Source organism: Sulfitobacter sp. S190, from assembly GCF_025141935.1.
Taxonomy (GTDB): domain Bacteria; phylum Pseudomonadota; class Alphaproteobacteria; order Rhodobacterales; family Rhodobacteraceae; genus Sulfitobacter.
In genome coordinates, this window is sequence record NZ_CP081120.1 from 404,087 (window position 1) to 428,157 (window position 24,071).

General features: G+C 64.8%; 29 protein-coding genes. 18 read left to right on the plus strand and 11 right to left on the minus strand.

Features of this window, described 5'->3' with window-relative positions; genetic code table 11:
* Positions 1 to 145 precede the first annotated feature (145 nt).
* The 4 genes from pyk to rplT all read left to right on the plus strand — a co-directional run bounded on the left by pyk (position 146) and on the right by rplT (position 2,569).
* Positions 146 to 1,591, plus strand: a complete 1,446-nt coding sequence (gene pyk / locus K3756_RS01995) for a pyruvate kinase (protein ID WP_259990397.1) — start codon at positions 146 to 148, stop codon at positions 1,589 to 1,591.
* A 32-nt stretch (positions 1,592 to 1,623) separates the two neighbouring features.
* Positions 1,624 to 1,848 carry a hypothetical protein gene (locus K3756_RS02000; RefSeq protein ID WP_259990398.1) on the plus strand — a complete coding sequence of 75 codons (225 nt, stop codon included), beginning with the start codon at positions 1,624 to 1,626 and terminating at the stop codon, positions 1,846 to 1,848.
* Between the two features lie 139 nt (positions 1,849 to 1,987).
* On the plus strand, positions 1,988 to 2,188 hold the full coding sequence (gene rpmI / locus K3756_RS02005; protein ID WP_013960190.1) for a 50S ribosomal protein L35: 201 nt from the start codon (positions 1,988 to 1,990) through the stop codon (positions 2,186 to 2,188).
* 15 nt (positions 2,189 to 2,203) lie between these two features.
* Positions 2,204 to 2,569 (plus strand): 50S ribosomal protein L20, encoded by a 366-nt coding sequence (rplT, locus tag K3756_RS02010; protein WP_259990402.1) that lies wholly within the window; start codon positions 2,204 to 2,206, stop codon positions 2,567 to 2,569.
* An 84-nt stretch (positions 2,570 to 2,653) separates the two neighbouring features.
* Here rplT and K3756_RS02015 read toward each other — a convergent pair whose 3' ends face one another.
* Positions 2,654 to 3,241 (minus strand): NAD(P)H-dependent oxidoreductase, encoded by a 588-nt coding sequence (locus tag K3756_RS02015; protein ID WP_259990405.1) that lies wholly within the window; start codon positions 3,239 to 3,241, stop codon positions 2,654 to 2,656.
* A gap of 103 nt (positions 3,242 to 3,344) precedes the next feature.
* Here K3756_RS02015 and K3756_RS02020 point away from each other — a divergent pair, with 103 nt between their 5' ends.
* A complete protein-coding gene (locus tag K3756_RS02020) occupies positions 3,345 to 3,923 on the plus strand; it encodes a TetR/AcrR family transcriptional regulator (protein WP_259990407.1) in 579 nt (192 codons plus the stop codon).
* Here the strand turns inward: K3756_RS02020 and K3756_RS02025 are convergent.
* Positions 3,920 to 4,321 (minus strand): GFA family protein, encoded by a 402-nt coding sequence (locus tag K3756_RS02025; RefSeq protein WP_259990410.1) that lies wholly within the window; start codon positions 4,319 to 4,321, stop codon positions 3,920 to 3,922. The two genes, K3756_RS02020 and K3756_RS02025, sit on opposite strands and share 4 nt — an antisense overlap.
* Before the next feature lie 156 nt (positions 4,322 to 4,477).
* On the opposite strand from K3756_RS02025, the gene pheS reads away from it, so the two are divergent.
* The 4 genes from pheS to K3756_RS02045 all read left to right on the plus strand — a co-directional run bounded on the left by pheS (position 4,478) and on the right by K3756_RS02045 (position 9,467).
* Positions 4,478 to 5,551: a phenylalanine--tRNA ligase subunit alpha gene (gene pheS / locus K3756_RS02030; protein WP_259990412.1), complete on the plus strand. Its 1,074-nt coding sequence runs from the start codon at positions 4,478 to 4,480 to the stop codon at positions 5,549 to 5,551.
* Positions 5,552 to 5,630: 79 nt separating this feature from the next.
* Positions 5,631 to 6,431, plus strand: coding sequence for a PHB depolymerase family esterase (locus K3756_RS02035; protein ID WP_259990414.1), 801 nt, complete (start codon positions 5,631 to 5,633; stop codon positions 6,429 to 6,431).
* An 89-nt stretch (positions 6,432 to 6,520) separates the two neighbouring features.
* Positions 6,521 to 8,920, plus strand: a complete 2,400-nt coding sequence (pheT, locus tag K3756_RS02040) for a phenylalanine--tRNA ligase subunit beta (RefSeq protein WP_259990416.1) — start codon at positions 6,521 to 6,523, stop codon at positions 8,918 to 8,920.
* A gap of 100 nt (positions 8,921 to 9,020) precedes the next feature.
* Positions 9,021 to 9,467, plus strand: coding sequence for a YtoQ family protein (locus K3756_RS02045; RefSeq protein WP_259990418.1), 447 nt, complete (start codon positions 9,021 to 9,023; stop codon positions 9,465 to 9,467).
* Here the strand turns inward: K3756_RS02045 and K3756_RS02050 are convergent, their stop codons facing one another.
* Together K3756_RS02050 and K3756_RS02055 are read right to left on the minus strand one after the other, a co-directional pair.
* Entirely contained in the window at positions 9,468 to 10,088 is a 621-nt protein-coding gene (locus K3756_RS02050) for a LysE family translocator (RefSeq protein ID WP_259990420.1), read from the minus strand.
* A gap of 73 nt (positions 10,089 to 10,161) precedes the next feature.
* Positions 10,162 to 10,863 (minus strand): glutathione S-transferase family protein, encoded by a 702-nt coding sequence (locus K3756_RS02055; protein WP_259990422.1) that lies wholly within the window; start codon positions 10,861 to 10,863, stop codon positions 10,162 to 10,164.
* Positions 10,864 to 11,011: 148 nt separating this feature from the next.
* On the opposite strand from K3756_RS02055, the gene mscL reads away from it, so the two are divergent.
* Positions 11,012 to 11,446, plus strand: a complete 435-nt coding sequence (mscL, locus tag K3756_RS02060; RefSeq protein WP_259990424.1) for a large conductance mechanosensitive channel protein MscL — start codon at positions 11,012 to 11,014, stop codon at positions 11,444 to 11,446.
* A gap of 74 nt (positions 11,447 to 11,520) precedes the next feature.
* Here mscL and K3756_RS02065 read toward each other — a convergent pair whose 3' ends face one another.
* Complete coding sequence (locus K3756_RS02065; RefSeq protein ID WP_259990426.1) at positions 11,521 to 11,889, minus strand: hypothetical protein; 369 nt, start codon at positions 11,887 to 11,889, stop codon at positions 11,521 to 11,523.
* 85 nt (positions 11,890 to 11,974) lie between these two features.
* Between K3756_RS02065 and K3756_RS02070 the strand changes: the two genes are divergently transcribed.
* Entirely contained in the window at positions 11,975 to 12,409 is a 435-nt protein-coding gene (locus tag K3756_RS02070) for a MarR family winged helix-turn-helix transcriptional regulator (RefSeq protein WP_259990428.1), read from the plus strand.
* Positions 12,410 to 12,412: 3 nt separating this feature from the next.
* Here K3756_RS02070 and ald read toward each other — a convergent pair whose 3' ends face one another.
* Positions 12,413 to 13,528, minus strand: coding sequence for an alanine dehydrogenase (ald, locus tag K3756_RS02075; RefSeq protein WP_259990430.1), 1,116 nt, complete (start codon positions 13,526 to 13,528; stop codon positions 12,413 to 12,415).
* A gap of 139 nt (positions 13,529 to 13,667) precedes the next feature.
* Between ald and K3756_RS02080 the strand changes: the two genes are divergently transcribed.
* Together K3756_RS02080 and K3756_RS02085 are read left to right on the plus strand one after the other, a co-directional pair.
* Positions 13,668 to 14,126: an Lrp/AsnC family transcriptional regulator gene (locus tag K3756_RS02080; protein WP_259990432.1), complete on the plus strand. Its 459-nt coding sequence runs from the start codon at positions 13,668 to 13,670 to the stop codon at positions 14,124 to 14,126.
* A 64-nt stretch (positions 14,127 to 14,190) separates the two neighbouring features.
* The gene (locus tag K3756_RS02085; RefSeq protein WP_259990434.1) at positions 14,191 to 14,916 is read left to right on the plus strand and encodes a sterol desaturase family protein; all 726 of its coding nucleotides are present in this window, start codon (positions 14,191 to 14,193) and stop codon (positions 14,914 to 14,916) included.
* Here K3756_RS02085 and K3756_RS02090 read toward each other — a convergent pair.
* Both K3756_RS02090 and rpsU read right to left on the minus strand, forming a co-directional pair.
* Positions 14,913 to 16,133 (minus strand): alpha/beta hydrolase, encoded by a 1,221-nt coding sequence (locus tag K3756_RS02090; RefSeq protein ID WP_259990436.1) that lies wholly within the window; start codon positions 16,131 to 16,133, stop codon positions 14,913 to 14,915. The genes K3756_RS02085 and K3756_RS02090 overlap by 4 nt on opposite strands.
* 141 nt (positions 16,134 to 16,274) lie before the next feature.
* A complete protein-coding gene (gene rpsU / locus K3756_RS02095) occupies positions 16,275 to 16,481 on the minus strand; it encodes a 30S ribosomal protein S21 (RefSeq protein ID WP_007118112.1) in 207 nt (68 codons plus the stop codon).
* A gap of 108 nt (positions 16,482 to 16,589) precedes the next feature.
* Between rpsU and K3756_RS02100 the strand changes: the two genes are divergently transcribed.
* The 4 genes from K3756_RS02100 (at position 16,590) to K3756_RS02115 (ending at position 19,235) form a co-directional block, all read left to right on the plus strand.
* Positions 16,590 to 17,291 carry a COQ9 family protein gene (locus K3756_RS02100; RefSeq protein ID WP_259990437.1) on the plus strand — a complete coding sequence of 234 codons (702 nt, stop codon included), beginning with the start codon at positions 16,590 to 16,592 and terminating at the stop codon, positions 17,289 to 17,291.
* 67 nt (positions 17,292 to 17,358) lie between these two features.
* Positions 17,359 to 18,084: an energy-coupling factor ABC transporter ATP-binding protein gene (locus K3756_RS02105; RefSeq protein ID WP_259990439.1), complete on the plus strand. Its 726-nt coding sequence runs from the start codon at positions 17,359 to 17,361 to the stop codon at positions 18,082 to 18,084.
* Positions 18,059 to 18,655 (plus strand): energy-coupling factor transporter transmembrane protein EcfT, encoded by a 597-nt coding sequence (locus tag K3756_RS02110; RefSeq protein ID WP_259990441.1) that lies wholly within the window; start codon positions 18,059 to 18,061, stop codon positions 18,653 to 18,655. The genes K3756_RS02105 and K3756_RS02110 overlap by 26 nt, the downstream gene beginning before the upstream one ends.
* Before the next feature lie 34 nt (positions 18,656 to 18,689).
* Positions 18,690 to 19,235 (plus strand): biotin transporter BioY, encoded by a 546-nt coding sequence (locus tag K3756_RS02115; protein WP_259990443.1) that lies wholly within the window; start codon positions 18,690 to 18,692, stop codon positions 19,233 to 19,235.
* On the opposite strand, the gene K3756_RS02120 is transcribed toward K3756_RS02115, so the two are convergent.
* Both K3756_RS02120 and K3756_RS02125 read right to left on the minus strand, forming a co-directional pair.
* Positions 19,224 to 20,333 carry a thiolase family protein gene (locus tag K3756_RS02120; RefSeq protein ID WP_259990445.1) on the minus strand — a complete coding sequence of 370 codons (1,110 nt, stop codon included), beginning with the start codon at positions 20,331 to 20,333 and terminating at the stop codon, positions 19,224 to 19,226. The genes K3756_RS02115 and K3756_RS02120 overlap by 12 nt on opposite strands.
* Positions 20,330 to 21,523: an AMP-binding protein gene (locus K3756_RS02125; RefSeq protein WP_259990447.1), complete on the minus strand. Its 1,194-nt coding sequence runs from the start codon at positions 21,521 to 21,523 to the stop codon at positions 20,330 to 20,332. The genes K3756_RS02120 and K3756_RS02125 overlap by 4 nt, the downstream gene beginning before the upstream one ends.
* 105 nt (positions 21,524 to 21,628) lie before the next feature.
* Between K3756_RS02125 and K3756_RS02130 the strand changes: the two genes are divergently transcribed.
* A complete protein-coding gene (locus tag K3756_RS02130) occupies positions 21,629 to 22,615 on the plus strand; it encodes an NAD(P)H-quinone oxidoreductase (RefSeq protein ID WP_259990448.1) in 987 nt (328 codons plus the stop codon).
* A gap of 57 nt (positions 22,616 to 22,672) precedes the next feature.
* On the opposite strand, the gene K3756_RS02135 is transcribed toward K3756_RS02130, so the two are convergent.
* Positions 22,673 to 24,070, minus strand: coding sequence for a hemopexin repeat-containing protein (locus tag K3756_RS02135; protein WP_259990449.1), 1,398 nt, complete (start codon positions 24,068 to 24,070; stop codon positions 22,673 to 22,675).
* Between the last annotated feature and the right edge of the window lies 1 nt (position 24,071).

Here is a 24,071-nt window from a genome sequence, read left to right on the forward strand (position 1 = left end):
TTGATAGTCGCGGACGGCGCGAAAGAAAACATCCGCCGCCGTCCGTGTGCACAGCCGCGCAAAAAATGTGGTTGTCGTTGGACACGGGTCGTCAATTGCGTGTATGTGACCGCTAACATAACCGGATCGAAGTCGAGGAACCGCCATGAGACGCCAGAGAAACGTAAAGATTGTCGCCACATTGGGACCGGCTTCGGAGACGATGGAGATGATCGGTGCGCTGCATGACGCGGGCGCGGACGTGTTCCGGTTGAACATGAGCCACGGCAGCCACGAAGAAATCGCTGAAAAGCACCGCATCATCCGCGAGATCGAGGCGGAAACCGGATCGTCGATTGCCATTCTGGCCGATTTGCAGGGCCCCAAGCTGCGGGTGGGGGTGTTTGCCAACGGCTCCGAGGAGCTGGAGGAGGGCGCGCGTTTCCGGCTGGATCTGGACGAGGCCGAGGGCAATCTGGAGCGCGTCTGCCTGCCGCATCCCGAAATTTTCGAAGCACTGGAGCCGGGATCGCACCTGTTGGTCAATGACGGCAAGATCCGGTTGAAGGTGATCGACTGTGGCGGCGACTATGCCGATTGCGAAGTGATCACCGGCGGCACGATTTCCAACCGCAAGGGCGTGAACGTGCCGGATGTGGTGTTGCCGCTGGCGGCCCTGAGCGACAAGGACCGCGCCGATCTGGAATTCGTGTGCGAGCTGGGGGTCGACTGGCTGGCGCTGTCGTTCGTGCAGCGCCCCGAGGATGTCGAAGAGGCCCGCAGCCTGGCCAAGGGCCGCGCGGCGCTGTTGTCGAAGATCGAAAAGCCGTCGGCGGTGGAGCGGTTCGACGATATTCTGGATGCCAGCGACGGCATCATGGTGGCGCGGGGCGACCTGGGCGTGGAACTGCCCGTGCAGAATGTGCCGCCGATCCAGAAGCGTCTGGTGCGCCGCTGCCGTGCGGTGGGCAAGCCGGTCATCGTGGCGACGCAGATGCTCGAATCGATGATCGAAAGCCCGATGCCCACGCGTGCCGAAGTCAGCGACGTGGCCACGGCCATTTACGAAGGCGCCGATGCGGTAATGTTGTCGGCGGAATCGGCGGCGGGCGATTATCCGGTGCAGGCCGTCACCACGATGGACCGCGTTGCCTCGGAGGTGGAGCAGGACCCCACCTATACCCAGATTATCGAGGCCAGCCGCACCGCGGGCCGCGCCACCGTGGCCGATGCCATCGTCGCCGCCGCCCGCGAAATCGCGGAGACGACCGACATCAAGGCGATCTGCTGCTTTTCGCAATCGGGCACCACGGCGCTGCTGACCGCGCGCGAGCGGCCCCGCGTGCCGATCATCGCGCTGACGTCGAATGTGCGCACGGCGCGGCGGCTGGCGCTGAGCTGGGGCTGCAACTGTGTGGTGACGGGAGAGGTCGACCGGTTCAAGTCGGCCGTCGTGAGCGCCGTTCGCGCCGCGCTGAGCGAGGGGTTTGCCACGGCGCAGGACCTTGTCGTCGTCACAGCGGGCGTGCCTTTCAACGTGCCGGGCAGCACCAATATCCTGCGTGTGGCCCCCTGTGACGAAAAATTGATTTTTGCATCTGATCCGGAGTAACGTCTGCAAAAGACTTTACGAAGGAGGCGGGCATGGACCCTGATCTGGCGCTTGTTCTGGGCATAATCCTGGCGGCATTTTCGGTGCCGTCGATCCTGTCGGCGCTGAGCGACAGCCGGGCGCCGCGGGCATCCGCGATCACTATCCTGATTGCCGGGGGGCTGATCATGATCGCCCTGACCGGCAAGCCCGGCGGCTATCAGCTGGCCGATGTGCCCGATGTGTTCGTGCGCGTCATCGGCCAGTACCTGCGCTAGCCGCTGAATCCCTCCGACGGGGGCGATTCAACACTTGCCAAGGGGCGTGGCCCATCCTATACGCCAGCTTCATTCCTGCGCGGCCGGCCGAAGTGGCATGCCGAGTGCGCGCATCAACCGTAGACGATAGGAGACGGAAATGCCCAAGATGAAGACGAAGTCGAGCGCCAAAAAGCGCTTCAAGATCACGGCGACCGGAAAGGTCATCGGCGGTCAGGCCGGCAAACGCCACGGCATGATCAAGCGGAGCAAGAAGTTCATCCGTGACGCACGTGGCACGACAGTTCTGTCCGAGCCAGATGCAAAGATCATCAAGGGCTTCATGCCCTACGACCGCTGATAAGGAGAGCCTGATATGTCCCGTACCAAAGGTGGAACAGTCACCCACGCCCGTCACCGCAAGGTCGTAAAAGCCGCTAAGGGTTATTACGGTCGCCGCAAGAGCACCTTCAAGGTCGCACGCCAGGCGGTAGACAAAGCCAACCAATACGCCACGCGTGACCGCAAGAACCGCAAGCGCAACTTCCGCGCCCTGTGGATCCAGCGCATCAACGCCGCCGTACGCAGCCACGACGAAGCGCTGACATACAGCCGCTTCATCAACGGTCTGAACCTGGCCGGTATCGAAGTGGACCGGAAGGTTCTGGCCGATCTGGCCGTGAACGAGCCCGAAGCGTTTGCTGCGATCGTCAAGCAGGCACAGGCGTCGCTGGCGGCCTGAGCCGACCGAAGCGATCCGGAATTTTGAAAGCCGCCCCTGTCACGGGGGCGGCTTTTGCTTTGCGGGGCAGGGATGGCGCCGTGATCATGCGGCGGCGCTGCCCAGCCCGTCGATGCGCGACAGCCATTTGGCGACCGTTTTGTCCGGCGCCTTGCTCGCGCCCGACAGAAAGGTGAACCGTGCGGGGCGGAACCCGATGAAGTTGAGCACCTGACCGCGCAGCTGGTGAATGAGCGCGCTGCGGTACATCAGCGATAAAAACCAGCGCGGGGTGTCGGAGGTCAGGATCACCCGTGCGGTCCGCCCTTCCAGCATCGGGCGCGGCATCTTGCCCGCCGGAACGCGGGTGTCATAGGCCCGTCCGGGCAGCAGGCTGCGGTCGAAGGCGCCCTTGAGCTTGGCCGGAATGCCGCCCCACCACATCGGCGACAACAGCACGAAGTGTTCGCACCATTCCAGATTGCCGATGAGCTGTTCCAGCCCGTCCTCGAGCGGTTTGTGGTGCTGCGTTCCGGCGAGGCCGTAGTCGATATCGAAATCCAGCGTGTCGATATGGATCAACCGGACCTCGTGCCCTGCCGCCCGCGCCGCCGTGGCGTAGCAGGTGGCCAGCGATTTGTTCAAAGACTTCTGCGCCGGATGACCGTTGAGGATGAAAATGCGTTTCTTCATGGGAGTTCTCCTGAAAATGACCGTGGTCAATATTGAGTAATTCCAAAAATGACCGTGGTCAATATAAATTTGACCGCGGTCAGAATTACTGCCAGAAGGGGGTATGGACAAACCATTGCAACCCCGCGCGCTGGCCACCCGTGCCAAGCTGATCAATGCCGCCGAAACCCTTGTGGAGACAGGCGGATTCGAGGCGCTGCGCGTGGAAGAGGTGGTCGCGGGGGCGGGGGTGGCAAAGGGGACATTCTTTGCACATTTCCGCGACAAGGACGCGCTGATGGAGCGGTTGATCGGGGCGCGGTTCGAGGAGCTACTGCGGCAGATGAACGAATCGGACACGCCAAGGGACGTGCCGCAGTTGGTGGCGGCGCATCTGCCCCTGATGCGGTTCATGACCTGCGAGCGGTATGTTTTCGATCTGATCCTGCGCTATTCCGGTGCGGCCCTGATCGAGCGGATCGGCCCCATTGCACAGTGCATCGGCCAGCACGAGGCGCTGCTGCAACGCTGGATCGCGCAGGGGGCGTACCGCACGGATGCCCCGCTCAGGCTGCTGGCCGAGGGGGTGCAGGCCTTTGTCATCCAGACACTGGCGCTGACGTTTTGTGCACTGCACACCGATATGGCGATGCAGCGGCGGCTCGAGACCTATGTGCAGGCGTGGTTGCTGCCGGCGGCCTAGGGCCGTTTGTGGGCCGTGGGCAACCCTTCGGCGAGCGTGTGATAGGGCTGTTGATCGCAGGTAAAGATCGCCATTTGCGGACCGGAATAGACCGATGGGTCATCGAGCGTGCCGACCTTGACCACCACGACCGGCCGGTCGGGCAGGCGGGTGACCAGATGCGTGCCGCAGGTGGGGCAGAAGTCGCGGGTGCGCGGGGCTGGCAGATCGCTGCGGGCGAATTGTGTCACGGTGCCTTGGGTGGTGCGGTAATCGTCGGCGGCGACCATCATGAAGAAGTTCGGCCCGCCCCCCGAGATATACTGGCATTCGCGGCACATGCACTGGGCCTGCCACTGGATGTCGCCGGTCACTTCGTATTTGATTTCGCCGCAGTAGCAGCCGCCGGTGATGGTCATGGCGCGGGTCCTTTTGCTGGGGTCGGGAAAGGGTACAAAGGCACCCTAGACCATTGCGCGGCGTGTCCAAAGCCCCAAGCGCGGCGGCCCTGACGGGTTGCGTTTGGGCGGAGGTGTGGTAGCACCGCGTGCGATACCACGAAGGACGTGATGGACATGGACGACCTCAAGCAGAAATACCTGACCCGAATTGCCGATGCTGCCGATGAAGCAGCACTTGAGGATATCCGGCTGGCCGCCGTCGGCAAGAAGGGCGAAGTGGCGCTGAAGATGCGCGAGTTGGGCCGCATGACCCCCGAGGAGCGGCAGACGGCCGGCCCCGCGCTCAACGCGCTGAAGGACGAGATCAACAGCGCGCTGGCCGCCAAGAAGGCCGGTCTGGCGGATGCGGCACTGGATGCGCGGCTGCGCGACGAATGGCTGGACGTGACATTGCCCGCCCGCCGCCGCCCCGCAGGCACGATCCATCCCGTCAGCCAGGTGACCGAAGAGGTCAGCGCCATTTTTGCCGAGATGGGGTTTGGTGTGGCCGAGGGCCCGCGCATCGACACCGACTGGTACAACTTCGACGCGCTCAATATTCCCGGCCACCATCCGGCCCGCGCCGAGATGGACACGTTCTACATGCACCGCGCCGAGGGCGACGACCGTCCGCCCCACGTCTTGCGCACCCACACCAGCCCCGTGCAGATCCGCACGATGGAGGAGCGCGGAGCGCCCCTGCGGATCATTTGCCCCGGCGGTGTGTACCGTGCCGATTATGACCAGACCCACACACCGATGTTCCATCAGGTCGAGGGGTTGGCCATCGACAAGGATATTTCGATGGCGAACCTCAAGTGGGTGCTGGAAGAGTTCTTTGCCGCGTTTTTCGAGATCGACGGCATCAAGACCCGGTTCCGCGCGTCGCATTTCCCGTTCACCGAACCCTCTGCCGAAGTCGATATCCAGTGCTCGTGGGTCGACGGGCAGTTGCGCATCGGCGAGGGCGACGGCTGGATGGAGGTGCTGGGCTCCGGGATGGTGCATCCCAAGGTGCTGGCCGCCGGTGGCATCGATCCCGAACAGTGGCAGGGCTTTGCCTTTGGCATGGGGATCGACCGGATTGCGATGCTGAAATACGGGATACCCGACCTGCGCGCGTTCTTTGACAGCGATCTGCGCTGGCTCCGGCACTATGGATTCGCAAGTTTGGATCAGCCGAACCTGCACGGTGGCCTGAGCCGCTAGCGCGACCGGTGGGGCGCGTGATCGCAGCACCACGCTATCGTGAGGTGACAGCGGCGCACCTGTGGCTAGGGTCGGCGGTATGAGACTATTTTTGTTGCTGTTTGCCGCGGTGTTCCTGCCTGCGATGGGGTCGTCCAAAGCGGTGTGTCACGCCGACGTGCCCTGTACGCTGGGCGATCGGTCGTATCACGTGCGTGCGCCCGATGACTGGGACGCGGCCACGCCGATGCCGGTGCTGTTGCATTTCCACGGCTGGGGCCGACAGGGCGATCTGATCGTCAACCACGGCCGCATTGCCGGTCATACCCGCAACCGTGGCGTGCTGTTGCTGGCGCCCAACGGGTTGGGCCGCAGCTGGGATTTCTGGCGCGCGGGCAGCCGCGACACCGATTTTGCGCTTGCCGTCATCGAGGACGCGGCCAAACGCTATCCCATCGACCGCAGCCGGATTTACGTCTCGGGCTATTCCTATGGGTCGGCGATGGCGTGGCGCTTTGCCTGCGAGGGCGGTGACGGGGTGGCGGCACTGCTGGCGATCAGCGGAACGATCCCACAGGACGAAACATGCGCCAGCCATCCGCGTGACATACGCCACGTGCACGGATTGGCCGATCCGGTGCTGGAATATCCCTTCGGGCCGGGTGGTGATCCGCGCGGTGCCGTGCGTCTGTGGCGCGACACGCTGGGCTGCGGTGCGGGCGAGACGGCCCCCGATTACGCGATCCGCCCGTTCCTGACGTTGAGCCGGACCGTCTGGGACAGTTGCGCCGCGGGCGGACGTGTCACGCTCGACACGCATCCGGGCGGCCATTTCATCCCCCACGGCTGGATCGGCTGGCAGCTGGACCAGTTGGCGGGCCGCGCGCCGCGCTATCCCTGAGGGGCCTTAATCTGCGTTGAAACCAGCGCGATAAGGCGTTACCCACGGGACCGAACCGGGGCAGCCCGCCCACGTTGAGGACGCACGCGATGAAATTCACCCTTTCCTGGCTCAAGGACCACCTTGAGACGACCGCTTCTGTCGATGAGATTACCTATGCGCTGACCGATCTGGGGCTCGAGGTCGAGGGGGTCGAGAACCCCGCCGCAAAGCTGGCGGATTTCACGCTGGGCTATGTCAGATCGGCCGAAAAGCACCCCGATGCAGACCGGTTGCGCGTCTGTCAGGTGGACACCGATGAGGGCGTGCAGCAGATTATCTGCGGTGCCCCGAACGCCCGCGAAGGCATCACTGTCGTCATCGCCAAGCCCGGCGTTTATGTGCCCGGCATCGACACGACGATCGGTGTGGGCAAGATCCGCGGCATCGAGAGTTTCGGCATGATGGCGTCCGAGCGCGAGCTGGAGCTGTCGGAGGAACACGACGGCATCATCGAGCTGCCGTCGGGCGATGTGGGCGACAGTTTTGTCGACTGGCTGGCCGAGCATGACCCCGCGAAGGTCGATCCGGTGATCGAGATCGCCATCACGCCCAACCGCCCCGATGCGCTGGGCGTGCGCGGGATCGCCCGCGATCTGGCGGCGCGCGGTCTGGGCAAGCTCAAGCCGCGTGACGTGGATGCGGTCGAGGGGGCGTTTGCCTGTCCCGTCAGCGTCAGCATCGACGACGACACGCTGGAGCAGTGCCCGGTGTTCTATGGCCGCGTGATCCGTGGCGTGAAGAACGGGCCGAGCCCTGCGTGGCTGCAGGACCGTTTGCGCGCCATCGGTTTGCGCCCGATCAGTTTTCTTGTCGATGTGACCAACTTTTTCACCTTCGACCGCAACCGGCCGCTGCACGTGTTTGACGCGGACAAGATCGCGGGCAATGCGCTGCGCATCCACCGCGCTGTAGGCGGCGAGACGCTGGTGGGGCTCGACGAGAAGGAATATACCTTTGCCGAAGGGATGACCCTGATTTCGGACGCAGACGGTGTCGAGAGCATCGCCGGTGTCATGGGCGGTTTGCCCAGCGGGGTGACCGAGCAGACGGTCAATGTTTTTGTCGAGGCGGCCTATTTCGATCCGGTGCGCACCGCCTATACGGGCCGCGCGCTGAAGATCAATTCGGACGCCCGCTACCGGTTCGAGCGGGGCATCGACCCCGAGTGGACGCCCTACGGTATCGAACACGCCACGCGGATGATCATGGATCACGCGGGCGGCGACGCCTCGGAAGTCGTGATCGCGGGCAAGGTGCCCGACACATCGCGGGCCTACAGGCTCGATGCCAAGCGGGTCATATCACTGGTCGGTATGGAAATCCCCGAGAGCGAGCAGCGCCAGACGCTGACGTCGCTGGGCTTCCGGCTGGACGGGGATATGGCGCATGTGCCCAGCTGGCGCCCCGATGTGCAGGGCGAGGCCGATCTGGTCGAGGAGGTCGCGCGGGTGGCGTCGCTGACCAAGCTGGAAGGGCGGCCCCTGCCGCGCCTGAGCGCGGGCGTGCCGCGCCCGATCCTGTCACCGCAGCAGCGCCGTGAAGTGGCCGCGCGCCGCACCGCGGCGGCACTGGGGTACCACGAGTGCGTCACCTACAGTTTCATCGACCGTGCGTCGGCGGGCCTGTTCGGCGGCGGCGATGACACCACGCGGCTGGAGAACCCGATCAGCAGCGACATGAGCCACATGCGCCCCGATCTGCTGCCCGGTCTGTTGCAGGCCGCGGCCCGCAATCAGGCGCGGGGCCATGGCGATATGGCGTTGTTCGAGGTCGGCCCTGCGTTCAGCGGGGGCGAGCCGGGCGAGCAGCATCTGCAGGTCGCGGGCCTGTTGGTGGGCCGGACGGGCCCAAAGGACGTGCTGGGGGCTGCGCGGGATGTCGATGTGTTCGACGTGAAGGCCGACGCCGAAGCGGTGCTGGCGGCGATCGGTGCGCCCGCGAAGGTACAGATCCTGCGCGGCGCTGCCGACTGGTGGCATCCGGGCCGTCACGGCAAGATCTGTCTGGGTCCGAAAAAGGTGCTGGGGGTATTTGGCGAGATCCATCCCCGCGTGCTGGCCGCGATGGATGTGAAGGGCCCGGCGATGGGGTTCACCCTGTGGCCCGCAGAAGTGCCTTTGCCGCGCAAGGCCGGTGCGACCCGTCCGGCGCTGCGCACCACCGATCTGCAGGCGGTGGAGCGTGATTTTGCCTTTGTCGTGGACGCCGGGGTCGAGGCGCTGACGCTGGTCAATGCCGCGATGGGGGCCGACAAGGCGCTGATCGCCGACGTGCGCGTGTTTGACGAATTCATTGGTGGCAGTCTGGGTGCGGGCAAGAAGTCCCTCGCCCTGACCGTCCGGTTGCAGCCCACCGACAGGACCTTGAAAGATGCCGATATCGAAGCAGTTGGTGCCAAGGTTGTCGAGAAGGTGACCAAGGCGACAGGTGGTGTTCTGCGCGGATAGGTCTGCGTTTGGCGCCCTTGTCGGAATGAGTTTAGGGGCAAGATGAAGGCCGGGCTGCGGTGGGTGCCGCGCCCGGGGCTGTCATGGAAGGGAGCGTTCGATGCTGAGAGTTTATTTATCCGGTGAGATCCACACCGACTGGCGCGCGCAGATCGTGGCGGGTGCGCAGGGGCTGGATGTGCAGTTTTCCGGCCCTGTGACGGATCATGCGGCCAGTGACGATTGCGGTGTTGCGATCCTTGGTGCCGAGGACAAAAAGTTTTGGCACGATCGCAAGGGCGCGCAGATCAACGCGATCCGGACCCGCAAGGGCATTGCCGATGCCGACGTTGTCGTCGTGCGGTTCGGGGACCAGTACAAGCAGTGGAACGCGGCCTTTGACGCAGGTTATGCGGCGGCGTTGGGCAAATCGCTGATCATCCTGCACGGGCCCGATCACGCCCATGCCCTGAAGGAAGTGGATGCGGCCGCGCTTGCGGTGGCGGAGGCGCCGGAACAGGTTGTCGATATTCTGCGCTATGTGCTGGAGGGGCAGATGCCGGGCTGATCAGCCCGCGGTCTGTGTTTCGCGCCAGCCCTTGATGACGAGCGCGAGCCCGACGCCCAGAAGCCCGAGAGCGGCGAGCCGGTCGATGTCGATGCGGTGCGCGGCGGTGGCGACCACACGCCGGGCCAGCAGCGCGTAGGCCCAGATAGAGGCGGCATCGAGCGCGATGAACACAACCCCGTAAATTGCCGATTGCACCACGATCGAATGGTCCGTCGAGATGAAGCCCGGAAACAGCGCGATGAAGAACACGATCGCCTTGGGGTTCGTCACGCAGGCGAAGAAGCCCGCAAGAAATGCCGAGCGGTCGTTTTGCAGCGCGGGGCTGTCGGCGGTGGCGTGACGGGTCCAGCTTTGCCATGCGAGGTAGATGACGAAGCCGCCGCCCGCCATTTGCAGGAGGGGCAGCACGGTATCGGCCAGCCCGATCAGTGTTTTCAGCCCCACGACCGCGATGGTGATATGCACCGCCGACCCCAGTGCATCGCCCGCGATGGTCAGTCCAGCGGTGCGGGGGCCGTATTTGACGACCTGTGCCGCTGCCAGCGCGCATGAGGGGCCCGGCAGCGCCACGATGAGCAGGGTTGCGACGAGAAAGCTTGTAAAGAGGATCGGATCCATGCGGCACCTTTGTATCAGCCGGTGCAGCATGTCCCCGTTGCCCGCCCGTTTGCAAGGGCGAGCAGGGAGGTGATCAGTCCCGCGGGGGTGTCACGAGGCCTTTTTGCACGGCGGGGCGTGCTTCGAACCGGGCGACATAGTCGACGAGATTTGTGTGCGCGTCCCAGTCCAGCGTGTCCTTCACCCCGTAGAAATCAAGCGCGCGCAGCCAGGGGGCGATGGCGATATCGGCGATGGTGTAGCTGCTGCCGGTGATCCATTCCTTGCCCGCGAGTTCGAGGTTGAGCACGGCCAGCAGGCGTTTCGCTTCGTCGATGTAGCGCTGCTGCGGGCGTTTGTCTTCCCATTCGCTGCCCGCGAATTTGTAGAAAAAGCCGAGCTGGCCCAGCATCGGGCCAAGGCCGCCCATCTGGAACATCAGCCATTGCAGGGTGTGCGCGCGTTCGGTGCCGGTGCTGCCCATCAGCGTGCCGGTTTTTTCGGCGAGGTAAATCAGGATCGCGCCGCTTTCGAACAGGCCCATGGGTGTGCCGTCGGGGCCGTTGGGGTCGATGAGGGCGGGGATTTTGTTGTTGGGGTTGAGCGACAGGAATTCGGGGCTTTTGACGTCCGAATCCGACAGCGTGACTTTATGCGCCTCGTAGGCAAGGCCCATTTCCTCGAGCGCGATCGACGCTTTGACGCCGTTTGGCGTGGGGAAGGAATAGAGCTGGATGATGTCCGAATTGGCGGCGGGCCATTTCTTGGTGATGGGGAAGGCGCTGAGATCAGCCATGGGAGGCTCCTTGTTGTGATGTCATCAACCTAGGGTTTTTTCCCCGCAATAACAGGATGGGAAATGTGCGTTTCCGTGGTACCAGATGTGCATCGGCGCATAGGGTGGGAGCCTTGGGGCCGTAATTGAAACCAGGGACAGAATTATCATGCTTAACGAATTCAAGGACTTCATTGCCAAGGGCAACGTCATGGACATGGCGGTCGGGATCATCATCGGGGCGGCGTTTACCGCGATCGTCAGCTCGCTTGTTGCGGATTTGATCAACCCGATCATCGGTCTTTTCACCGGCGGTGTCGATTTTACCAATAACTACGCTGTGCTGAGCGGATCTGTGCCGGATGGTGCATCGCTGGAAGAAGCGCGCGAGTCAGGTGCGGCGGTCTTTGCCTACGGGTCGTTCATCATGGCGGTGATCAACTTCCTCATCATTGCGTTTGTCGTGTTCTTGCTGGTCAAGCAGGTGAACCGCATCAAGGCGATGACCGAGAAGCCGGAAGACGTGGCCCCGGAGACCGATACCGGTCCGAGCGAGCTGGATGTGCTGTTGGAAATCCGCGATCAGTTGGCCAAACAGCCCTGAGCGGGTGGCACGTTGAAATCTGAAGGAAGGGCGCCCGGCGAGGCGCCCTTTTTTCGTTCTGGCCGGTGGCCGGTTCAGATGTCTTCGGTGTTGCCCGGCACGATCCGCAGGATTGTGCCGCGTGCCTCGCCAGTTTTGGCGTCGGTCAGGGTGATGCCCTGCGCGGTTTTGCTAATCTTTGTGCAGCTGTTCTGCGGCCCGTTTGTCCAATCGACACAGTAGCCGTCACCATTGATGGACCATGTGCCGCGCAGGGCCGGTCCGTTTGGCAGGTTCGCCCCGGTGCTGCCATCGGCACCGTAGTAGACCGGCGCTTCGCCGGCGGGTGTCTGGATATAGACCGTGTGGCCGGTCAGCAGCGCGTCGATCTGGCGGCTGTCCAGTGTTGTTTCGGCACAGGCGCTGCCGGCGGCCAGTAAAGTTACCATTGCAAGACCCTTCATTTTCGGACTCTCCTGTCGATGAGTGAATATAGTCAACATACTTGTCTAAAAGAGATAGTCAAGTATGTTGACCAGTGGGGGCGTTATGTCTGAAGTGCCGGATCATATTGGAGTCGATTTATGGCGGAGTTTTCGCGCGTTCGAAGCGCGGATGTACGACCGGCTGGCGCAGGCGGGCTTTGACGACGTCACGGTGGCCGATAGCGAGGTGCTGGTGCAGATCGGCCCGCAGGGCAAAACCATGGTGGCGCTGGCGCAGGGGCGGGGGGTGTCCAAGCAGGCGGTGCAGGGGCAGGTGGCGAGCCTTGTGCGGCGCGGATATCTGGAAGTGGCCCCCGATGCGCAGGACCGGCGCGCGCGCCGTGTGACCCACAGCGCGCGGGGCCGCGAAATGGTCGCGGCACTGGCCAGCATCAAGTCCGATATGCAGGCCGAGCTGACGCAGACGGTCGGGGCGCAGGGCCTGCAGCAGTTGCGCGAGGCGCTGGCGCAGCTGCGCGATGCGCTGCGCCAGACTTAGGCGTTATTTCAGCGCCAGTTGCGGCGAGATCACATCCATGCCGAGCGCCTTGCCCACCGCGTAATACGTCAGTTTGCCCGCGTGCACGTTCAGCCCGGCCAGCAGGTGCGGATCATCGGTGCAGGCCTGTTTCCATCCCTTGTCGGCCAGCGCCAGCATGAAAGGCATCGTGGCATTGCCCAAGGCGATGGTCGAGGTCCGCGCAACCGCCCCCGGCATGTTGGCCACGCAGTAGTGCATGATCCCGTCCACGTCATAGACCGGATCTTCGTGGGTGGTGGCGCGCGAGGTCTCGAAACACCCGCCCTGGTCGATGGCCACATCGACAAGCGCCGCGCCGGGTTTGAGTTCGGACAGCTGTGCCCGGCTGATGAGTTTCGGAGCGGCGGCACCGGGGATCAGCACCGCGCCGATGATCATGTCGGCCGCGCGGGCCAGTTCGATGGTGTTGCCCGCACTTGCGTAGCTGGTTTTGAAGGTGCCGCCGAATGCGTCGTCGAGATAGCGCATCCGCGCCAGTGAACGGTCCAGCACGGTCACATCCGCGCCCATGCCAGCCGCGATGCGCGCGGCGTGGGTGCCCACGACCCCGCCACCGATCACCACCACGCGGGCAGGGCCGACGCCGGGCACGCCGCCCATCAGCACGCCGCGTCCGCCGTTGGCCTTTTGCAGCGTCCACGCGCCGACCTGTGGCGCCAGACGGCCGGCGACTTCGGACATGGGGGCCAGCAGCGGCAGGCCGCCCGCGGCATCGGTCACGGTTTCATAGGCAATCGCGGTGCAGCCGCTTTCGAGCAGGTCGCGCGTTTGATCGGGGTCGGGGGCGAGATGCAGGTAGGTGAACAGCAGCTGGCCCTCGCGCAGCATCTTGCGCTCGACGGCCTGCGGTTCCTTGACCTTTACGATCATGTCGGCGGTGGCGAAAATCTCGGCTGCGGTGTCGATGATCTGCGCACCCGCGGCGGTATAATCGGCATCCTCAAAGCCCGCGCCCACGCCTGCGCCGGTTTCGATCAGGACGCTATGGCCGTGGTTGACGGCCTCCTGGGCTGCGTTCGGCGTCATGCCGACCCGAAACTCCTGCGGTTTGATTTCCTTGGGGCACCCGATTTTCATGCTGCGTTCCTCCTCGCATGTGTTGCGTGAACGGTAGCGCCAGTCGGGTGCAACTTGGCGTCGATTATCGCTCGTCAAAGGGGGCATTATTAGAATAGATTGCGCTAACTCTTCTGTTTGACGCAAAGGATGTGCGCCGATGAGCCTGGATTCGATTGATCGCAAGATCCTGCATGCTCTGCAGCGGCGGGGCCGGATGTCGAATGCCGACCTGTCCGAACAAGTGAATCTGTCGCCCTCTGCCTGCCACCGCCGGGTGCAGCGGATGGAGACGGAGGGGTATATTCGCGACTATGTGGCGTTGCTTGATCCGCGCAAGTTGGGCGTGCCGACGACCGTCTTTGTCGAGATCACGCTGCAGGGGCAGGCCGACGAGGTGCTGGATGCGTTCGAGCGGTCAGTGGCGCGGATACCGGATGTGCTGGAGTGTCACCTGATGGCGGGATCGGCGGATTACCTGCTCAAGGTGGTGGCCGAGAACACCGAGGATTTCGCCCGCATCCACCGCCAGTATCTGGCACGGTTGCCCGGCGTTGGGCAGATGCAGTCGAGTTTTGCGTTGCGCACGGTGTTCAAGACGACCGCCCTGCCGGTGTAGCTGCCGCCGCGTCAGAATGGATTTTCGCGCAGCACTGTTCCACGATGCACGCTGGGAGAGGCAAATGACGCGACTGAAGATCATGTTTTCGCATGCCGCCGTGGTGGTGATGGCGCTTGCCGCGCTGGCGGGGATCGTGACGCTGGCGCTGGGTGCGCCCGCGTGGGTGTGGCTGGCGGTGCCCTTGGGGGTCGCGGCGCAGATGCTGAATGAATACAACCTGCACCGTCATGTGTTCCACCTCGCCCCGCCGCGCCGCCAGTGGGCGTTCGATCTGCTGTACCAGGCGCATTATGGCCACCATGATTTCCCCACCAACACGGCACTGTTTTTCGTGCCGGTGTGGGTGGCGGTGCCGATGCTTGTGGTTAACTTTGCGCTGGTCTGGGCGATTGCCGCGTTGGCGGGTGTGGGGGCGGCGTTTTACGTGGCGGTGGCCATCGTGCCGGTGGGCGGGGTGCTGACGTTTCTGTGCTACGAATGGTTCCACATGACGGCCCATCTGACGGTGCCCAAGACGCGGGTGGAGCGGCATGTCACGCAGTTGCACAACCAGCACCATTTCCGCGATTTCGCCAAGTGGTTCCACGTATCGCCCGGAGGCGAGATCATCGACCGCGCGATGGGCACCGCGATCGACCGGGACACGCTGAAATCGCAGCAACGCATCGAATTCATCCGCACGCTGGGCATGCGCCCCGATGATCCGCGTCTGGTGGCGGCGCGCCGCCGGTTCGCCAGCCGCTATGGGCTGAGCGCGCGGGACATCGAACGCGCCGCGGCGGCTTAGTCGGGCATCTGCCAGTAGGTGCCGTGGCTGTTTTGCCGTTCGCGCACGGTGGGCATGCGGGCGCTGGGGGGTCTTTCCCCGGTTTTCAGCAAGCGGCCCAGATCGTCGAGCACCCCGCGGTTGCGCGCGTAGATGTTGTGGTTGAGCGAAAACACCTCGGTGCCCACGGCGCTGACGTCGATCGTATCGACACCTGCCACAACGGTCGGCCCTTCGTCGCCCACATCGCCCAGCCGTATGTAGTTCTTGCGAAGCGATTTGGACGCCAGCAGTGCCAGATCGGTGGAGGCGGCGTAGAGGGTCACCCCTTTGGCAAAGCGGGTGAACCTGTCGGCGATGCTGCGGAATTGGTCCGCGTCCAGATCGGGGGCCGCGAGGATCAGCTGATCGATGGGTTTGTCGGTGCGCTGTTCCAGCTTGGTGCCCGCGCGCTTGAACAGTTCGGCCAGCGCTTCGTTGCCCATCGAGTGGGCAATCAGATGCACCTTTTGCACCCCCTCGACGCGGAACACTTCATCGAGGAAGGCGTCGATGTGCGGTGCCGCGTTTTCGGCGCTGTCCATGTCGGCGCCATAGTCCTGTGTCGCCCCGACGCTGGGCCAGCTGTAGAGAAAGGTCGGCCCGTCGAATTGCAGGTCATAGGCCAGTTGCGCGGTGCGAAAGGAGGCCGCGCGGAAGGTCGTGTTGAAGCCGTGGATGAACACCAGTGCGGTATCTGCATAAGCCTCTGCGTTGGCGGCGGCCTCGGCGGCCATTGCGCGGAATGCGTCGGGCTCCAGTATCGCGGTTTCATGGACGGTGAAATGGCGCGCGGGGTCTTCGGCCTCTTGGTAGAGGGTGACGGAAAACACGGTGATGTTGCGCGGCAGTTCGATGCGCCCGACCTTGTGGGCGTTGGTGGGGATCGTGATGTCGGTGTAGCCCAGCGTTAGCGCGGCGGCGCGGTCATATCCGAACACCGGGCCTATTTCGGTGTCGCTGGCCACTTTGCGGTCGGTGCCGAAAAACACGCGCTGGGCGGTGAAATCGGTGCCGCCTTCGATGATGGCCGGTTCCTCGATGGTGGGGGGCATTTCGATGGCGTCGGGTTGTTGGCCTGACAGGGTTCGGTAGAGCAGATCGTCGATGGCGTAAAAGTTGAAGTAGACCAGAACACCGCCGAGTACGAATGCCAGCGCCGCCAGCAAGCCCGCGGTGGAGCGCGATACGCGTTTCATCAAGATCCCCCATCCGTAAAGTTGACCCTACGTTACCACAGGTTGTATCCGAATGCGCGTGTCTTGAGCGGGGCGGCCAAAGAAAAACCCCCGCGACCGGTGGGTGCGGGGGTTCCAATTTCCGAGCATCGCAAGGATGATTTACATCATACCTTCGCGTTGTGCTTTCTTGCGTGCCAATTTACGGGCACGGCGGATCGCTTCGGCTTTCTCGCGTGCTTTTTTCTCGGAAGGTTTCTCGAAATGTTGCTTGAGCTTCATTTCACGAAACACACCCTCGCGCTGAAGTTTCTTCTTCAGGGCGCGCAGCGCTTGATCGACGTTGTTATCGCGAACACTAACCTGCATGTGGTTTTCACCACCTTTCTAAGTTGAGTTGCAAGGATTTGCAGGAAGTGGCCTATTAGCAAAGCTGTGCTAGTTTGTCCAGCGTTGCGCCAGCCGAAGGATGAAACCATGACCGATGCCGCCCAATCCCCCAAGGACCGCCTGTTGGAGGCTGCATTGATGCATGTGCCGTTCGATGGCTGGTCCGATGCGACGTTCCGCGCGGCGGTGGCCGATTCGGATGTGGACAGGGCGGTTGCCGACAGCGTGTGCCCGCGCGGGGCGGTGGATCTGGCGCTGCATTACCACCACAAGGGCGATGCCGCGATGCTCGCGCGGCTGGAGGATGCCGATCTGGAGGACATGCGGTTCCGCGACCGGATTGCGGCCGCCGTGCGGTTCCGGCTGGAGGCGGTCGAGGACAAGGAAGCGGTCCGCCGCGGCACCACGCTGTTTGCCCTGCCGATGTATGCCGCGGACGGCGCGCGCGCGATCTGGGGGACCTGTGACGCCATCTGGACCGCGCTGGGCGACACGTCGGACGATGTGAACTGGTACACCAAGCGGGCCACGTTGAGCGGGGTTTATTCGTCGACGGTACTGTACTGGCTGGGCGACAACAGCGAAGGGCATGCCGACACATGGGCGTTTCTGGACCGGCGCATCGACAATGTGATGCAGATCGAGAAGCTCAAGGCGCAGGTCAACGACAATCCGCTGCTGAGCAAGTTGATGACCGGTCCCAACTGGCTGCTGGGCCAGATCAAGGCGCCGGGGCGGGTGCCGCGCGGCGATCTGCCGGGGCGGTGGACCACGCCGCCTGTGGATTAGGGTTTTGACCCGCCGCGCGGGCTGCTAAAGGGGCCCGAAACGCAAGCCCAAGGTGGTTGTCCGGCCCGTGCCCAGTGATCTGATCGACCTCGAAAACATACATCTGGTGCGCGATGGCACGCCGGTGCTTGGCGGTGTGACGCTGCGCGCGTCGGAGCGGCGGATTGCTGTTCTGGGGCGCAACGGCTCTGGCAAGACCACGTTGGCGCGGGTGATGGCCGGGGTGCTGCCGGTCGACAGGGGCCGCGTGCGCATTGCCGGTGTCGATGTGGCCCGCGACAGGCGCGGCGCGTTGGGTGCGGTTGGATTGCTGTTCCAGAACCCCGACCAGCAGATCATTTTCCCCACGGTCGCCGAGGAGTTGGGATTTGGCCGACGCCAACAGGGGCGCAGCGCGGCCGAGGTTGCGCAGGATGTCGACGAGGTGCTGGCGCGGTTCGGCAAGCGCCATTGGCACCATGCGGCAATCGCGCGGTTGTCGCAGGGCCAGCGGCAACTGGTCTGTCTGATGGCCATCGTGATGATGCAGCCACGGGTGATCGTGCTGGACGAGCCGTTTGCCGGGCTCGACATTCCCACGGCGATGCATCTGACGCGTACGCTGTCGCGGATTGACGCCTGTGTCGTGCACATCACCCATGATCCGGGCAGCGTGGCAGGATACGACCGCGCGCTGTGGATCGAAGGGGGTGCTGTGGCGCAGGATGGACCGGCCCCGCAGGTTGCGGCCGCCTATCAGGCGCGGATGGAAGCGATAGGAGCGGTGGATGATCTCTCTGACCTCGCCGGTTAGAACGCGGGCCCATGGCTGGCCTGCGGGCGCCAAGCTGGCGGCGCTCTGCGTCGCGACGGTTGCGCTTTTTGCGTGGTCGTCGCTGTGGGTGCAGGGGGCGGTTGCGCTGCTGGTGCTGTGCATTTACGCGGCGCCGGGGCCGGTGTTCCTGCGCTACGGTCTGCGCCGTCTTTGGCCGCTGTGGCCGTTTGTGGTGATCTTGCTGGGCTATCATCTGTGGATCGGCAGCCCGGAGACCGGAGCGGTCATTGCACTGCGCATGGTGTCGGCGGTGGCGCTGGCCAATTTGGTGACGATGACCACCGGTCTGACGCAGATGATGGGGGTCGTGTCGTGGATGCTTGCACCAACGCGCCGCCTTGGCATCGGCACGCGCGCGATTGAGCTTGCGGTGGCGCTGGTGGTCCGCTTTACCCCGGTTCTGGCGGACAAGGGGCGCGGGTTGACCCAAGCGTGGCAGGCCCGCGCGGCCCGCAGGCCCGGATGGCGCATCGTGGTGCCGTTTCTGGTGCTGGCGCTGGACGATGCCGATCACGTGGCCGATGCCCTGCGGGCGCGTGGCGGGTTGTAACGATGATTTGGAAATTGAACGAAAGAGTATGCCGATGGAACGCGATGTAGCACGAATTGCCCTGTTTGCGGCGCTGATTGCAGCACTGGGTCTTATCCCGCAGATTACGCTGGCTTTCGGGGTGCCGATCACGGCGCAGAGCCTGGGCGTGATGCTTTGCGGGACGGTTCTGGGGGCGCGGCGCGGGGCGCTGGCGGCGGCCCTATTCGTGGGGTTGGTGGCGCTTGGTCTGCCGTTGCTCGCGGGCGGGCGCGGGGGTCTTGGGCTGTTTGCGTCGCCCACGGCGGGGTTCCTGATCGGGTTTCCGGCGGCGGCCTTTGTGGCGGGGGCCGTGACGCATGGTTTGCGGGCCATGCCGGTCGGCGTGGCGGCGGGGATCGGTGCCGTCGTGGGCGGTGTCGGGGTGCTTTATGCGTTCGGGATCGCGGGGCTGGCGCTGGTGCTGGACAAATCGCCGGCAGAGGCGGCGCTGCTGGTCACGGCGTTCCTGCCCGGGGACGTGATCAAGGCGGCGGTGGCAGGTGCCGTGACAGCGGCCCTTTACCGCGCGCGGCCTGCGGTGGTGGCGTCACGCGCCTAGGATCAGGGTGGTGGCGATGCCACCGGCCGCCGCAATCGTGGCGAGACCGGTACCGCCCGCGTGCGTTTTCATGTCGTGCCAGAGCCGAACGGCGTTGATGGTGCCTGATGCGCCGATGGGGTGGCCACGCGCCAGCGCCCCGCCCCCCCGGTTCACGCAAGCCGGGTCGAGGCCCGCGCCCTGCACACAGGCGATGGCCTGCACGGCAAAAGCCTCCATCACTTCGATATGATCAAGATCGGACGGCGACATCCCGCAGGCCGACAGCGCATCGCGGGTGGCGGCGATGGGGGCTGTGCCGGGTTGATCGGGCGTCGCGCCGCGGGTGACGCCGCCCAAAATGACGGGGGCATGGGTCTGGCCGCCCCGTGCACGGATGATCCGCTCGGACACGATCACGCAGAACGCCGCTGCATCGGCGGCAACGGCCATATTCGCGGCGGTAATCGTGCCGGTCACCACGGGCGCGCGGGCGGCGATACGTGTGTTGAGCGGCCGCGCGAATGCGTCATGATCAAGCCCCGCCAGTGCGGTGATTTCGCCCGGCGGGACGGGGCTGGCGAGCGCCTTGCGATGGCTGTCACAGGCCCATCCATCCTGCCGGGCTCGGTCGATGCCCTGATCGCGGGCGAGCCTGTCGGCGGCCTGCGCCATATCGGGGTCGCGCTCGGGCCAAGGGGTGAAGGGCGGTTGATCGTAGGGGCGCGGAGGGCCGCCGCCCGGATCGGTTGCGAACCGCTGGGGTCTGCGCGAATAGCTTTCGACGCCGCCGGCGATCACCACATCCGCGGCGCCGGATTGTACCAGCCGCGCGGCCAGCAGCAGCGCATCCAGCCCGCCCGCGCACTGCCGGTCGATGCTCAGCCCCGCGACCGTGTCGGGCAGCCCCGCCGCCAGCCCGATCAGACGCGCGGGATTGCCGCCACCACCCATGGCGTTGGACACGATCAGCTCATCAACCTGCGCCGCATCGATCCCCGCCTGCCGCAGTGCGGCGTTCAGCACGGGCGCGCCCAGATCCGCCAGCCCGAGGTGGGCCAACGCGCCACCGCGCGGCGCAACCGGAGAGCGGGTCGCGGCCAGCATGTAGGCCTTCATGTGGTGGCCCGCGCCAGATCAGCGGTGGCCGTCAGGTCCGGTTTGCCGGAATCGAGCAGGGGCAGCGCATCGACGAACAGGATCCGGTGCGGGACCGCATGCGCCCCGAAAGCGGTGCGGCATTCGGCCCGCAATTCGGCCTCCAGCGCGGTGTCGGCGCGGCTTTCGACCACGAGCGACACACGCGCGCCGCGTTTGCTGTCGTCTTCGGCGATGGCCACGCAGGGGGGGATATCGGTCTTGTCGGCGAGAAACCGGTCGATTTCGTCGAGAAACAGGTTCTGGTCGGCCACCGTGATCATGCGCCCCGCCCGTCCGCGCAAGAACAGATTGCCCTGCGCATCCAGCCGCCCGCTTTCGCCAAGGCTGAGCCAGCCGTCGGCGTCGCGGCGGGTGTGGGGGTTGGTGCCGGTGAGGTAGCGCTCGAACACATAGGGGCTGCGGACCCAGATGATGCCATCGCGGATGTCGAGCGCGACCCCGTCGTAGGCCCGCCCGACCGATGCCGCAGGCGTGGTCGTGTCGCAGATCGTGATAAAGCTGGTTTCTGCCGCGCCGTAGAACACCAGACATTCTGCCTTGGGGCAGGCCTTTGCCATGGCTTCGCGGGTTGGCGCGTCGAGCGCCCCGCCGCCGCACAGCACCAGCCGCAGATCGGGCAGGGCGGGACCGTCCGCCAGCAACAGGCGCAGCTGTGTGGGCGTCGCATAGAGCACGCTGACCCCTGATTTGCGCAGGGCGGCGGCCTGTGCTGCGGGTTTGTCTCCGTCGAGTGCGGAGTAGGCGAGACCCAGATGCAGCGCTTCGAGGGCGGCGTAGAGGGTGAGCGAATGGCTCAGCCGCCCCAGCGTCGCGATATGGTCGTGGGAGGTGTAGGAGAAGGCGGCGGCATTGGCGCGAAAGCTCGCGATCCAGCTGGCCTGCGTGCGCAGGACCTGCCGCGGTGCCCCCGAGGTGCCGCCCGTCAGGGTGACGAAGTGATCGGCGGGAATATCGGGCAGGGTGCCGCCGCTGGAGGAGACGCAAAAGCCCCGGTCGCGGCCCAGAGTGGCCCCCAGCAGCCCCAGTGCGCGGCCCGACGGGCGGTCCGCGATCCCCGTTTGCGGGGGGCCGTCCGCAGGGCGGATGCACTGGCCCTGTGCATGGACGGTCGCATCGGCGTGCCACTGGAATCGGGTTTCGGAGTGCATCTGTAGGCTCTGGCAATTCGGGTCGGGCTGCAAAGGGGTCTCGCGCCGCGCTGCGTGCTATCCTAAGCTGTGCGTCGACCGATACCACCCCTGAAAGGAATACCCATGACCCAGATGATGCGCGCTGTCGAGATCACCAGCCCCGGTGGCCCGGAGGTTCTGGCGTTGACGCAACGCCCGGTGCCGCAACCGCAGGCCGGACAGGTCGTGCTCAAGGTGGCCTTTGCCGGGGTCAACCGGCCCGATGCATTGCAGCGGGCGGGGGCCTATGATCCGCCGCCCGGGGCCAGCGATCTGCCGGGGTTGGAGGCCGCCGGCGAGGTGGTTGCCATCGGCAGTGGCGTGTCGGGGATCGCGCTGGGCGATATGGTCTGTGCCCTGCTGCCCGGCGGGGGGTATGCCGAATACGTGGCGACGCCCGCCGCGCATTGTCTGCCGGTGCCTGCGGGCATGGACATGGCGCAGGCCGCCTGTCTGCCGGAGACGTTTTTCACCGTCTGGTCGAACGTGTTCATGCGCGGTGCCTTGCAGGCCGGCGAACGGTTTCTGGTGCACGGCGGGTCCAGCGGCATCGGCACCACCGCGATCCAGTTGGCGCATGCCTTTGGCGCGCGGGTGTATGCCACCGCGGGATCGGATGAGAAATGCGCCGCCTGCACCGATCTGGGGGCCGAGCGGGCGATCAACTACAAGACCGAGGATTTCGTGGCGGTGATGAAGGAGGTTGGCGGTGCGAACCTGATCCTCGACATGGTGGGCGGCGCGTATATTGCGCGGAACCTCAAGTCCCTGGATATGGACGGACGGCTGGTGCAGATCGCGTTCCTGCAGGGCCCGAAGGCCGAGATCAATTTTGCGCCGCTGATGGTGCGGCGGCTGACGGTCACCGGATCGACGCTGCGGCCCCAGTCCGATCTGGCCAAGGCGCGTATCGCGGAGCAGTTGCGCGAAGCGGTGTGGCCGCTGCTGGCGGCGGGCAAGGTGGCGCCGGTGATGGACAGCACCTTTGCACTGGAGGATGCGGCCAAGGCCCACGCCCGCATGGAAAGCAGCGATCACATCGGCAAGATCGTCTTGCAGGTCGACGCCTGATAAATCGAAGGGCTGCCTGCACCGCAGACAGCCCTTCCCCCCTTACATCGGGTGGTCTCAGGTGCCGTAGACGACCCCCCACATGTAATCCTCGAACCGGCCTTCGGAGAGCGAAACGGGCAGGATGCCGCCCCAGCTCCAGACGCGGAATTTGAAATGGCCGCTGTCGTGGCGCCACCAGTCGCCGTGGTCGATGTTGAGCGCGCCTTCGAACACGACCCAGTGGTCGGGAAAGGCCACGCGCGGCGCCGGATTACCCGCCAGTGCCGCGCTCACCATCATCAGGCCCACGCCACCCGCCTTGCACGCGGTATCGCAGGATTTGACCGCGGCCTCTTCGCCCCAGACGGCGCAGCTTTCGTAGGTCACATCGCCCAGCATCAGCATTTCGCGCAGCCAGCCCTTCATCTCCCACGGGGTCGTCACACCCTGAACGATGCCCTGCTCCCAGCCCTGTTCGGTGCCGTCGATGTCAAACAGCGCATTTTCCGCGTCCCGCATGGCGGCCATCACCATCCAGTCGGCCTGATTGACGAGCCCTGCGGGGCTGCTCGATTTGACGAGCGCCGAGGGATGCAGGGTTTTCGTGCGCATCCGTGCGTGTCCCTTTTCGAACAGGTCGATGCAGAAGCGGGCGTAATCGTCGGGGCGCCGCTTGGCATAGAGATAGACGATCGCCGCGGGGCCACACAGCGGCGTGCGGGCCTGATCGACAATCAGCGGTGTGGCAATATTGGCCGCGATCTGGTCGGCGACGGTGGCGCGGTCCAGTTCTGGCCACGCGCCGGGGCCGGTGCCTGCACGAAAGGCGGCCAAACGGTTGGTGTGGTCCGTCGGCACGGGGCGGGCGGGCGCTGCACCACCGACACCGGTCCAGACCGATTGCGGCTTGGGATAGCCTGCGTCGACCCGTTCGGTCGTGGTGTCGTACCTCCAGTATTCGTCCCCCGAAAAGAAGTACACTTTGCCCGCCCGGTCCCCCGTGCCGCCCAGAACCGCATCGAACGGACCGGTCAGGCCGGACCACGCCGATGCGATGGATTTGGGGTAGCCTGCGTCGATCTGGTTCTTGTCCCAGTCGTAGCGCACGTAGTGCGACCCCTTGAAAAAGTAGAGTTTGTTGTTTGTCGGCAGGGTGACGGCCGCGTCGACGCCGCTGCTCCAGACGCCGGACCAGCCCGATGCGATGCTGCGCGGATAGCCCGGATCGGTGTGGTTGGTCTGCGTGTCGTAGCGGGTATAGCGATCACCCGAGAAGAAGTAGATCTTGTGCGCCCTGTCGCCCTGGCCTTCGACAACGGCATCGGGGTTGCGCGGCACCCCTTTCCAGAAGCGGGCGATCGGCTGCGGATAGCCGGGGTCCGTGCGGCCCCGTGCCAGATCAAATCGCCAGTACTGGGCTCCGGAGAAGAAATACATTTTGTTGTTTGTATGGGTATGCGCGGCGTCCAACATG